The following is a 12177-nucleotide window of genomic DNA, read 5'->3' as shown; positions in this document are numbered from 1 at the left end:
AAGCAACTTGAAAGATGACGGGTATATCATCAACAGTAAAACATAGATATGAATAATGTAATCATTCATCATGACATTGAAAGAATATTCTACCAGATTAAATTTTCAAATTAATTATTCAGTAATTTTAAATCTATATATTCCCCTAAATGATTAAAATATTCTTGCGTTAAATGAGGAATCGTACCTAATAAAGGAGCCGGTAACATCCGCTCTAATGTCGCCAAATATTCTTGCTGACGTTTGCCTGCGGGTTCAACCTCATTAGCTATCCAGCCTGCAAAATGTAATCCTGAACCTATAATAGCCTCCACGGTAAGTATCGCATGATTAATACAGCCCAACTTCACTCCCACTGCCAAAATAACCGGCAGTTGCTCTTTAACCACCCAGTCAGCAAAAGTCACCGATTCTGATAAAGGGGTATACCAACCACCCGCGCCCTCAACTAAAACCCAGTCTGCTTTCTTTTCTAACTGATGTAACCCCATAGACATAACAGTAAAATCAATAGGTTGATTCGAATCATCACTGGCAATATGGGGTGATGTTGCTTCAACAAATACTAACGGATTCACTTCTTCATATTGCAAAGATACAGAACTATTTGCCAGCAATGCCACTGCATCAGCATTACGAACACCTGCCGGTGTTATTTCACTACCAGAAGCAACGGGTTTATAACCTGCTGTTTTATATCCTGCTTTAGTTGCCGCTTGTAACAAAGCGCAACTTACAACTGTTTTCCCCACTTCGGTATCTGTACCCGTCAAAAACCAGCGCTTAGTCACGATGAATCACTCCAAAAACCACCTGATAGCTAAGAGGTAACTGTTCGTTTTCTCGTGGATAAGCCTGTTCCAGAGCAATCAGTCGTCCACGCGTCATCAGTCCTTGCTGTCGCCCATCATGAAGGTGAGTCGCACCAATCCCTTTCAGAGAACCCAATAGCGGCAATATATGAGAATATTGCTGGCGATAAACCTGACTAATAAGACAATGCCGGAACCCTTGACAGGCATCTTTAATTGTCTGTTGCGGCAGGAACTGATTAATATGCTGGTAGTTATCAACCACACTCCAAGCTTGCTTCAATTCATACAATGAACCTTTAGCTAAGGTGGAAAATAGAATTAATCCACCAGGACGGGTTACCCGATAAAGTTCTCTTAAAGCACTGGATAAATCATCACACCACTGAACAACCAGATTACTGAAACAGATATCAACACTGTTGTCAGCAAGCCCTAAATGTTCAATATCCGCTTGTAAATAATAGTCAGCCGCCAATTGCTTACGGGCATGAGCTAACATGCCTGATGCCAAATCCAGCCCAATAACCTGCTTCCCCTGTTGTCGCCAGCGGTGACTAAAAAAACCGGTACCGCAACCTGCATCCAATACTAATTTGCCGGAATGCTCACCAACTTGTTGCATGAGGAATTCACCGGTTTGCTGCTGTAATTTCGCTACCACATCATAATTGGCGGCCGCTCGTCCAAACGCTCCCGCAATCGCCTGTTTATTGGCAAATTCAGCTACGGAACCCATGCAACGCCTCCATCAACATATCAATATCCTGTGGCATATGGCTGGCCGTCAAAGTAATACGTAATCTGGCGCTGCCCGGCGGTACTGTTGGTGGACGGATCGCTTTAACCCAAATCCCTTTTTGTTGCAGAGACTGAGACAAGGACACACTCAACTCATTATCACTCACAATCAATGGCTGAATTGCGGTGGTTGAATCTGTCAGATTGAACGGCAGTTTCTGAGCTTGCCGGCGGAAGTAATTGATATTCTGCTGTAATCGTTGGCGCAATTCATCACCAGATTGTATCTGCCGAACAGCTTCAGAAAGCGCCTGAGCCTGTGCCGGAGGCATAGAGGTGCTGTAGATCAGATGACGGGCATACTGAATTAGGTATTCTGCTGTCTGCTCATCACAAAGCACCGCCGCACCACTCAACCCAAATGCTTTGCCAAAAGTGACAATCAGGATTTCTGGTTTTACTTTCTGTTGCCAGCAGCTTCCCCTTCCCTGCTCACCACAAACACCAATACCGTGAGCATCATCCACCATTAACCAGTTGCCAGAAATTCTGGTTTGCTGATGAATATCGGCTAGCGGTGCGCAGTCACCATCCATGCTGAATACACCTTCGGTTACCACCAGCGTCTTTCCAACACAAGGCGTTGCCAGTAAATTTGCAAGTGATTCAGGTTGATTATGCAGAAAACGCCGTAGCTGAGCGGGGGAATGCATCGCCGCTTCCATTAATGAAGCATGACTCAGACGATCAGCAATAATCCGATCCTGTTCCGTCATTAACGCGGCAATGACCCCCTGATTAGCAGAATACCCCGAAATAAACAGTAATGCTTTTGGATAGCCCAACCAGTCAGCCAATTGTTGTTCCAATAGCTGATGAGCCTTTGTATAACCCGTAATATGACCTGAACCTCCACTACCAACACCATATTGTTCAGCTCCCCGCTGCCATGCGGAAATAATTGCGGGATTTGCACTTAACCCAAGGTAATCATTACTGGAAAAATTAAGATATTTGCCATCAGCGGCATACAGGAAACGCCCATCTGATTTCTGATTGACCTGCCGCTGACGCCATAGCGAAGTGCTCCGACGCTCAGACAACTGTCGGGAAAGATAAGATGACCAGTCCATTATAATGCCGCATTATAAAATTGTTCGTTATCCGCATTGATAATGGCTTCCGCCAAATGCTGCTGTTGCTGATTATCACCAAATGCTGTCTGAGTCTGCTGAAGATTAATGCCCAACTTGCGAAATAGTTGTAAATCTTTATCTTCCGCCGGGTTAGGTGTAGTGAGCAACTTACAGCCATAGAAAATAGAATTAGCGCCAGCCATAAAACACATTGCCTGTGTCTGCTCGTTCATCTGTTCACGACCTGCGGATAACCGAACATGAGAAGACGGCATCATGATCCTGGCAACAGCAATCGTGCGGATAAAATCGAAAGGATCTACATCTTCGTTCTCAGCCAATGGCGTACCTTTGACTTTAACCAACATGTTGATGGGTACACTCTCCGGCGGTTTTGGCAGATTTGCCAGTTGTACCAATAATGCGGCCCGATCACGTATCGCCTCACCCAGACCAACAATACCACCAGAACACACTTTTATTCCGGCCTCCCGTACTTTATCCAGGGTATCCAATCTGTCCTGATAGGTCCGAGTTGTAATGATGTTGCCATAAAATTCCGGGGAGGTATCCAGGTTGTGGTTGTAGTAATCTAACCCTGCATCCGCCAACCGCTGTGCTTGTAAGCCATTGAGCATGCCCAGTGTCATGCAGGTTTCCATTCCCAATGCTTTGACTTCCTTAACCATTTTCTCCAGATAAGGCATATCCCTCTCATGGGGATTTTTCCACGCGGCACCCATACAAAAACGTGTTGAACCCGCATTTTTAGCCTTACGAGCAGAATCAATCACCTGTTCCACTTCCATCAACCGCTCTTTTTCAAGACCTGTTTTGTAACGGGAGCTTTGCGGGCAATATTTGCAATCTTCCGGGCAAGCCCCGGTTTTGATGGAAAGTAGTGTACTGACCTGTACTTGCTGTGGGTCAAAGTAAATACGATGAACCTGCTGTGCTTGAAATAATAATTCGAAAAAAGGTTTATCAAACAGCTCTTGCGCCTGCTTAATTGTCCATTGCTTACGCTCAATCACAATAACATCTCCAATGTGAAAAAAGTCTAGTCAGTTTAAATAATGCCGTTATACTGTCAACCAATTTTAATAAAATTGGTTTACGTCAAGCCTTATGACCCCTTCCGATATTGAATTTGATCTACGCCATATTTGGCACCCCTACACCTCCATGACCAACCCTCTTCCAGTTTACCCTGTCGTTGGCGCTTCTGGGGTGGAACTGGAGTTGGCTGATGGCCGTAAGCTGGTGGATGGTATGTCTTCCTGGTGGGCCGCCATTCATGGATATAACCATCCGGTACTGAACCAAGCCGCTAAAATTCAGCTTGATCAGATGTCCCATGTCATGTTTGGTGGAATTACCCATCCGCCCGCCATCGCACTTTGCAGACAATTAATAGCAATCTCCCCGCTATCACTGGAATGTGTCTTTCTAGCGGATTCAGGTTCTGTCGCAGTGGAAGTGGCGTTAAAAATGGCGTTGCAATACTGGCAAGCAAAAGGTGAAAAACGTCAGCGTATTTTGACATTACGCCACGGTTACCACGGTGACACATTCGGCGCTATGTCTGTCTGTGATCCCGACAATTCAATGCATAATCTCTACAAAGGCTATCTGCCCACTCATCTGTTTGCTGAATCGCCTCAGTGCGGATTTGATTCGCAATGGGATCCACGGGATATCATGCCATTTCGTACTTTGCTGGAGCAGCATTCCGGTGATATTGCCGCAGTGATCCTTGAACCTATCGTACAGGGTGCCGGCGGAATGCGAATTTATCATCCTGAATATCTGCGTCAGGTCAGAATGCTTTGCGATCAGCATCAGATCCTATTAATTGCAGATGAAATTGCCACCGGCTTTGGCCGCACAGGAAAATTGTTTGCTTGTGAACATGCTGAAATTGAGCCAGATATTTTATGTGTAGGGAAAGCGCTGACAGGCGGCTATATGACACTATCAGCAACACTGACAACCCGTAAGGTAGCTGAAACAATTAGCAATGGTGAAGCAGGCTGTTTTATGCATGGCCCAACGTTTATGGGCAATCCATTAGCTTGTGCCGTAGCAAAAGCCAGTTTGAACTTATTATTACAAAGCCCTTGGCAACAACGTATTAAATCAATTGAAAACCAATTAAAGAGTGAGTTGATGCCACTAAAACATCATGCAAAAGTGGCTGATGTTCGGGTATTAGGTGCAATTGGCGTCGTGGAAATGAATCAACCCGTGAATATGGCGGTGCTACAACACTATTTTGTTTCTCAAAGTGTCTGGATAAGACCATTTGGCAAGCTGATTTATTTGATGCCGCCTTATATTATTCAGCCAGAGCAGCTTTCACGCCTGACAAAGGCCGTTTCTGGCGCAATTAATTTGTAATTTTTCTTGTATTAAATAAATTCTGCTGAATTTATTGCTGAGCAGTTAATAGAGCTAAGTTTCATTCTGTACTTATACCCTATGGATTTCAAGATGCATCGCGACGACAAGGGAGTGAATCCCCGGGAACATATAACTATGTGGCTGGGGTGAGCGAGTGCAACCAACAAAGAGGCAACTCGAAAGATGACGGGTATATATGGCCTTTCCTTCATGTCATATCTGTAGGTACCAAAACCAATTCCATTTCATCTGCAAGCTCTCTAAGTTTTTCGTTAACCTCTTTAGAAGTAGCGGCGGACTCTGATTCAAGAGACACATGCAAATCTTTTTCTTCCACCCGATCTCCAAAAATTATTATTGCTTTACCGCCGTGCTGCTTAGAGGGCCATCGAATTGCTTGAGCATCAGGATTGTCATGATAAATTTTTGCTGCCCAGAGCTGAGTAATATGATAATCCGATGCTTCTGATTCTACTAGTTGACCTTGAATAATCCCCCATTTCTTCAATATTCGTGGGTTGATATCCACATACTTGATGTCTTTTTTTGGCGTAATTTGGCTATACGCTAAATCATCTAGTTTACTCAGTTCAACAGGTATACCGGCGCAATTTAGTGGAATATCATGCAAAATCGTCTCCATAATAGCGACTCCTACGTTTTCACCTCCATAGAGTGTTGGAACAAAGATTCCATTATTTTTGAACGGGCTAAAACGGGCATTACCAACACCAGGATTAAATTCAGCGCCTTTAAACTCGGCTTTATGAATACGTTCAATAGGTGTACCCGCTTTCCACTTTTGGATTTTGGCTGCTGTATTCTCTGGGGGAAGCGGTATATCTTCTTGAAATTCTTTTTTATCATCAACCATGACGCGGCCCTTCAGCTTCTTCTTTGGCTGCCATATAAACATCATCAGGTTGAGTTAATACAAGGTCCTTTGGTTTTTTATTACCAAGCCAGCTATTTGGTGTGCCGAACCAAATAGCCATTGACCAAGGGGTCTTTTTGTCTCCAAACAGCGCAATAGTTTTCTTTATCACTGGTAACGGTTGGCCGCCTTCGTCTAGAGCATACAATGGGAATAGGTCTTTGCCATTAATTGGCAATGCGAATATTTTTTTCGACTTTTTCAAACGATTTGCCGCAGCGCTGGAATTCATTGATTTAGATCCGGCCAATTTGCTAAGTTCACTTGCAGTCAGCCACTCTGAATCAGTAATGATCTGATTTTTTAATTTTTCAAGGCGTGCTTCATTACGGGAAGCAAATCCAATTTTTGAAGATGGTTCGGTCATAACAGACCGATGTTTATTCTTATTGAATGTAGTGACAGCGGTTACTGCACTAGCTATTGCCAACTTAATATCATGATAATCAATTGCTTTTGGCAACTTTATTACCACATACTGATCTGCCTCATCAGCGGGAATTTCAGACAAATTGATATGTTTGGCAACATCCTTGTCATTTGATAACTCAATTGAAAGAAAGTCAAAGCTAACATTCTCCGATTTGGATTGCGATTTAGTCATCATACTGCCTCCCTACTGCATCTGTTTGAGTTCGTATTTTGCGTATTTTCGTTATATGGATGATATTGCGTATTTGTTAAAAGTACAAGGATTGGTGTAATTGCATCACACGAGGCTTCCATCAAAGCGCTTTCAACGGGATTTTGTCGTGAATATCACATGCACAACCCGTTCGGCGCGGTCCGTTTTGCGTATAACAAGGCGCTGCACATCAAAAAGCATGCTTATAGAAGTCACGATGTGAGTTTAAATCCGCGCAAAGACCTCAAACCGCTACTAGCGGTCGCGAAAAAATCACGCAAATACGCCTCTGCTCAAGGTATGTGACGCCATCACGTTACAGCAGGCGGGAAATAATCACTGGATGAGTTTAGTGAAACCGGGCAGACATAGAAAACCATTTTTGCATCTGTCCGGTTGAATAACTGCAAGATTTGGTGTTGCATTAGCTCAAACTTGATCTGGTGCCTACCGGTTATTTGCATCAATGCCTATCAAATTAAACCGTAAACCAGCACACACGATCACCATTAACATCCAACAATCTTATCAAATTCACAGGGCCAGCACCGTTACCCACATTGGGCCTTTACCTACTGGATAGCGCGTCAATTCAGTCAATTTACCGGTATATTTATCAATAGAAGAGACTGAAATATGGTCAGACTTTTGACCGGATGCAATCAGATATTTTCCACTGTGATCGATAGCAAAACCACGCGGCTGAATTTCAGTTTTATAGTGTCCTGCCAGCGTCAAATTAGAACCATCTTGCGAAATAACAAAATGGCTGATCAAACTTGAAGTCCGTTCACTGGTATAAAGGTGACGACCATCCGGTGTAATATGAATATCCGCAGACCAACGAACTCCCGCTAAATCTGCCGGCAATGAATCAACCGTCTGAACAGTCCGATATTTTTCCCACTTGCGATAAACATCCACTGTAGAATCCAGTTCATTAATACAATAAATCACCTGCTGATTTGGATGAAATGCCATATGACGAGGGCCCGCACCCATTGCGGTAGTGATTTCCTCAGCACGTTTTTCTGTCAGATAACCCTCTTTTGCCATCTCAAAAATACGGACGCGATCTTCTTTCAGACAAGGAACCAATAGTTGTTTATTATCCCAGTCAATATTAGCCGAATGCGGTGCTTGCAAACCGGCAATAACCTGAACAGGTTCACCCACAATACCTTGATCATCAATTAGGCTGACACTCAAATTGTTATAACTATAGGAGGCAGAGAATAGAAAACGGCCCTGTTTATCAGTAGAGATATGAGTCGGGCTACCCGGTATTGATGAAATCCCCTGTTGTGCCAGTTCCCCTCTAGAGCCAATCTGGTAAGTGACAATACTGAATTGTGGCCGGATGCCAACATAAAGATGTTTACGATCCGGGCTAACCACCATTGGTTGTACTTCCCCCGGTACATCAACTGTCTGAATCAGTGATAACTCACCTTCATTATTCAGGCTCCAAACATGAATCTGACAACTGTTTGGACTCGCCGTATAAACCACTTGTTTCATCTTCACTCCTTAATTATCCATGACCATTTTATTGTGCTGTAACGACTCGATTGGTTTTATCGGTTAAACTCACCGCACAATTGGTGTAGCTTTATTCAGTTTCAATGTAATATCCTTACATTATATATAGTTATGAGGCTAATTTATGTCATATCGCATCATTGCACTGGATCTGGATGGTACACTACTCGATCCTCAAAAAAATATCCTACCCGAATCACTCATTGTACTAAACGAAGCACGTAAAGCTGGTATTAAGGTGCTAATTGCTACTGGCCGTCATCATGTTGCTATCCACCCTTTTTATCAGACTTTGCAGCTCGACACGCCTGCCATCTGCTGTAATGGTACTTATCTGTATGATTACCATGAAAAGAGCGTTTTAACCTCAGATCCACTGTCAACTCAAGAAGCTATAAAAGTTCTCAGCCACTTAAAAAACACAGATATTCACCGTCTGATGTATGTAGATGATGCCATGTTATATGAAGAACCGTATGACACAGTTGTCCGTACCATAAAATGGTCTGAAACCCTACCTGAATCTCAACGCCCAACTGTGCGACATGTTAATAGCTTTCAACATGCTATTGACGAAGTACAATCTATCTGGAAATTTACAACCTGTTCTCCTGATTTAGTAAAACTGCGGGAAGTGACTGCACAAATCGCAAATGACACAGGTCTTTCGTGTGAATGGTCATGGTTCGATCAGGTGGATATTGCCAAGAAAGGTAACAGCAAAGGTATGCGTTTGAAACAGTGGGTTGAATCACAGGGAATGAAGATGAAAGATGTTATTGCTTTTGGTGATAACTTTAATGATCTGAGCATGCTGAAAGCCGCCGGACTCGGTGTCGCTATGGGTAACAGTGTGGATGCGATTAAAGAACAAGCCGATTTGGTGACGCTGGATAATACTCAGCCAGGTATTGCCGAAGTTATTCGCAAGTATGTTCTTTAATTGCTTGTCTGACAAGATTACTGTGCGGGGAACCTTCCGATAAGCTCCCCTTTTCCTTTGCTATTTATAGCAGAGACTACAGTTGCCGATGAAAAGAAACACTTTTTATCTGGGCATAAAGCCACTGCCCAGACCGCAAATTAAGTTCATCCCTTGCCCACGGAGTGATCCTTGCCCATAAATAGTGGCCACTCAACACCAATTTGACATCAACGTGTCCATTATCATCAAAGAATTCAACCACTTTTACCGCTAAAATATTACGGATACTACTGCCGCGAGGAGGTTCCAGTACTAATGAAACATCTGACGCATCTATTCTGATACGCAAATCAGTTCCCGGTTGAACATCCATTTTCGGCAACCATAAAGCCTGGTCAGCGAGTGCCACCGCGGTCATTTCATAACGATTATGATGTTCAACCATTGAAACATTCAGAATACTGCTAAGCGTCTCTTTTTGTAACCAAAGACGTAATGCACTACTGGACCAAACCTCTTCCAATTTTCCCGTTGCCCTGACTTTTCCGTTATCCACGACGAGTACATTTTCTGCCAGACGAAGAATCTCATCCAGATTATGGCTGACATATAAAATCGGGATGTTGACCTCTCCAGAAAGCTTTTCAAGATAAGGCAGTAGTTCTCTTTTACGAGGGAGATCCAGCGATGCCAACGGTTCATCCATTAACAACAGATCCGGTGCCGTCAATAAAGCACGACCGATAGCAACCCGCTGCTTTTCACCGCCGGACAAGGTAAGAGGAAAACGAGATAGTAAGTGCTCAATTCCAAGCAAACTAACAATGCTATCAAATTCTGGCTTCATCTCCGGCGACATCCCGTATTGCAGATTACCCTTTACTCGATAATGCGGAAAAAGCCGGGCATCCTGAAAAACATAGCCTATACGACGCTGCTCTGGTGACAAGCAGATACCTTTTTCAATATCAACCAACACATGATCATTAAGGACAATCCGCCCTTTCCGTGGGCGTATCAAACCAGCGATAACATTTATCAGTGAAGTTTTCCCGGCACCTGAAAGGCCAAAAACAGCCGTGATCCCCTCAGTGGGTAGCTGTGTATTGACCTGTAAATAAAGATCACCAAGTTGTTGCTCAAAATCCAGCTCTAACATGTTGCTCCCAAACGTCTCCTGCCCCAACGGGTTAACCATTCAGAAACCATCAGTGACATCAACGCTAGAATAATGGCAATGATGCACAAACGAGCCGCAGCCGTTTCTGCTCCAGGTGTTTCAATCAAGGTATACATTGCCAGAGGGATCGTCCGCGTTTCGCCTGGAATATTGGATACAAAAGTGATAGTTGCGCCAAATTCACCCAATGAACGGGCAAATGCCAACACAGTACCCACAATAACCCCAGGCAAAGAGAGCGGCAATGTGATAGTAAAAAATACCTTAAACGGATTCGCGCCCAAGGTACGAGCAGCCTGTTCCAGCCGCCGATCAACACCTTCCAGCGCCAGACGTATCGCCCTGACCATCAACGGAAAAGCAACAATAGCAGAAGCCAGTGCAGCACCACGCCAACTAAATGCAAAGCTGATGCCAAACCAGTCATATAACCATTCACCGATAAATCCACGACGTCCCATACTGATCAGCAGCAAATAACCCACTACCACGGGTGGTAACACCAGCGGCAGATGGATAATGCTGTCAAGTAATGATTTACCGGGAAACTGGAAACGAGCAAGAATCCATGCCATCAAGATCCCAAATGGCAGACTAAGTAACACTGCCATACCGGACACTTTCAGACTCAGGATGATGGCTTGCCATTCGTATTCACTCAACATCGCCAAAAAATCTATACCCGTCATCTTTCAAGTTGCCTCTTTGTTGGCTGCACTCTCTCACCCCGGTCACATAGTTTGCTATGCTCCCGGGGATTCGTTCCCTTGCCGTCGCGATGCAGCTTGAAATCCATAGGGTATATTCCTAACGTGGGTGAAAACCATAACGTTTAAAAATTTCAACGGCTTTAGGGGTTTTCAAATATTCATAAAAATCGAGAACGGTGAGATTACTATGATCTTTGATAATCGCCATTGGGTACTCAATAGGTTTGTGGCTCTCTTCCGGGAAAACCCCCACCACTTTGACTTTATCACTGGCAACGGCATCCGAGCCATAAACAATGCCCAATGGAACTTCAGCACGCTCCACCAGCGCCAAACCACTGCGCACATTACTGGTACGCGCCAGCAGAGGATTAACCCTCTCCCATGCCCCCAAATATTGCAGAGACTCTTTAGCGTAAATGCCCACAGGAACATGATCTGGGTCACCAACAGCAAGACGCCCATCCTCTAATAAGGATTTCCATTTGGTTTCTTTATTAATATCAACTTTATTGAGTCTACTCGCTTTCGGTGCAATCAGAACGAGTTGATTTCCCAACATAGTCAACCGAGTTTCATCAATAATCAGTTTCTTCCCGGCAACATAATCCATCCACTGTTGATCAGCGGAAATAAAAATATCTGCCGGCGCACCTTGCTCAATCTGGCGAGCCAAAATGGAAGATGCAGCATAAGAAGCCACCACTTCACCTTTTTTCTCTCGCTTATACAGCGCCGCAATATCATCAAGTGCATTAGTCAACGAGGCAGCAGCGAATAACGTGACTTTTTCGGTAGCCCACGCTTGCCACGTCAAAGCAAAAGAAACGACAACGCCGACTAGCAGTTTGCCAAAACTCTTTTTCATTTGTTTTCCACCTGTTTCTTACCTATTAGTTCGTCGTGTATAGCAAGATATATCCGTCATCTTTCAAGTTGCCTCTTTGTTGGCTGCACTCGCTCACCCCGGTCACATAGTTTGCTATGCTCCCGGGGATTCACTCCCTTGCCGTCGCGATCCATCTTGAAATCCATAGGATATATAACGTCAATTGGAAGAGTATTCCAATATTAATCGGCAAATTGTAAGCAATTTTTACTGTCTAATTTAATTCGAAGTAAAATACTGTAATAGGAAAACCAAATGAATAAAATGGAATTGATTATGA

Annotated in this window: 12 protein-coding genes and 1 pseudogene; 3 read left to right on the top strand and 10 right to left on the bottom strand. The window is 43.9% G+C overall.

Going from position 1 to position 12177, the window contains the following annotated elements; genetic code table 11:
- Positions 1-110: 110 nt before the first annotated feature.
- From bioD to bioB, 4 genes are read right to left on the bottom strand one after another with little or no spacing between them, the layout of a single operon-like run.
- A complete protein-coding gene (gene bioD / locus PluTT01m_RS07775; protein ID WP_011145790.1) occupies positions 111-791 on the bottom strand; it encodes a dethiobiotin synthase in 681 nt (226 codons plus the stop codon).
- Positions 784-1551, bottom strand: a complete 768-nt coding sequence (bioC, locus tag PluTT01m_RS07770) for a malonyl-ACP O-methyltransferase BioC (RefSeq protein ID WP_011145789.1) — start codon at positions 1549-1551, stop codon at positions 784-786. Before bioC ends, bioD begins: the two co-directional genes overlap by 8 nt.
- A complete protein-coding gene (gene bioF, locus PluTT01m_RS07765; RefSeq protein WP_011145788.1) occupies positions 1535-2686 on the bottom strand; it encodes an 8-amino-7-oxononanoate synthase in 1152 nt (383 codons plus the stop codon). Before bioF ends, bioC begins: the two co-directional genes overlap by 17 nt.
- Positions 2686-3723, bottom strand: coding sequence for a biotin synthase BioB (gene bioB, locus PluTT01m_RS07760; RefSeq protein ID WP_011145787.1), 1038 nt, complete (start codon positions 3721-3723; stop codon positions 2686-2688). Before bioB ends, bioF begins: the two co-directional genes overlap by 1 nt.
- A gap of 94 nt (positions 3724-3817) precedes the next feature.
- Between bioB and bioA the strand changes: the two genes are divergently transcribed.
- Positions 3818-5089 carry an adenosylmethionine--8-amino-7-oxononanoate transaminase gene (gene bioA / locus PluTT01m_RS07755; RefSeq protein WP_011145786.1) on the top strand — a complete coding sequence of 424 codons (1272 nt, stop codon included), beginning with the start codon at positions 3818-3820 and terminating at the stop codon, positions 5087-5089.
- Positions 5090-5300: 211 nt separating this feature from the next.
- Here the strand turns inward: bioA and PluTT01m_RS07750 are convergent, their stop codons facing one another.
- Positions 5301-5966, bottom strand: a complete 666-nt coding sequence (locus PluTT01m_RS07750) for an RES family NAD+ phosphorylase (protein WP_011145785.1) — start codon at positions 5964-5966, stop codon at positions 5301-5303.
- Positions 5959-6633: an antitoxin Xre/MbcA/ParS toxin-binding domain-containing protein gene (locus PluTT01m_RS07745; protein ID WP_011145784.1), complete on the bottom strand. Its 675-nt coding sequence runs from the start codon at positions 6631-6633 to the stop codon at positions 5959-5961. The genes PluTT01m_RS07750 and PluTT01m_RS07745 overlap by 8 nt, the downstream gene beginning before the upstream one ends.
- A gap of 156 nt (positions 6634-6789) precedes the next feature.
- On the opposite strand from PluTT01m_RS07745, the pseudogene PluTT01m_RS07740 reads away from it, so the two are divergent.
- Positions 6790-6979: pseudogene (locus PluTT01m_RS07740) on the top strand (helix-turn-helix domain-containing protein); the annotation flags it as partial.
- A 206-nt stretch (positions 6980-7185) separates the two neighbouring features.
- Here PluTT01m_RS07740 and pgl read toward each other — a convergent pair.
- Positions 7186-8172 (bottom strand): 6-phosphogluconolactonase, encoded by a 987-nt coding sequence (pgl, locus tag PluTT01m_RS07735; protein ID WP_011145783.1) that lies wholly within the window; start codon positions 8170-8172, stop codon positions 7186-7188.
- 145 nt (positions 8173-8317) lie between these two features.
- On the opposite strand from pgl, the gene PluTT01m_RS07730 reads away from it, so the two are divergent.
- Positions 8318-9136, top strand: a complete 819-nt coding sequence (locus tag PluTT01m_RS07730) for a pyridoxal phosphatase (protein ID WP_011145782.1) — start codon at positions 8318-8320, stop codon at positions 9134-9136.
- Between the two features lie 76 nt (positions 9137-9212).
- Here PluTT01m_RS07730 and modC read toward each other — a convergent pair whose 3' ends face one another.
- From modC to modA, 3 genes are all read right to left on the bottom strand, one after another.
- Positions 9213-10277 (bottom strand): molybdenum ABC transporter ATP-binding protein ModC, encoded by a 1065-nt coding sequence (gene modC, locus PluTT01m_RS07725; RefSeq protein ID WP_011145781.1) that lies wholly within the window; start codon positions 10275-10277, stop codon positions 9213-9215.
- Positions 10271-10963: a molybdate ABC transporter permease subunit gene (modB, locus tag PluTT01m_RS07720; protein WP_041380749.1), complete on the bottom strand. Its 693-nt coding sequence runs from the start codon at positions 10961-10963 to the stop codon at positions 10271-10273. The genes modC and modB overlap by 7 nt, the downstream gene beginning before the upstream one ends.
- Positions 10964-11105: 142 nt before the next feature.
- Positions 11106-11876: a molybdate ABC transporter substrate-binding protein gene (gene modA / locus PluTT01m_RS07710; protein ID WP_011145779.1), complete on the bottom strand. Its 771-nt coding sequence runs from the start codon at positions 11874-11876 to the stop codon at positions 11106-11108.
- Between the last annotated feature and the right edge of the window lie 301 nt (positions 11877-12177).

Origin of the sequence: Photorhabdus laumondii subsp. laumondii, assembly GCF_003343245.1 — a bacterium.
GTDB classification, from domain to species: Bacteria; Pseudomonadota; Gammaproteobacteria; order Enterobacterales; family Enterobacteriaceae; genus Photorhabdus; species Photorhabdus laumondii.
Note: the sequence above shows the minus strand (reverse complement) of the source record. Positions and strands in the feature narration are given on the sequence as shown.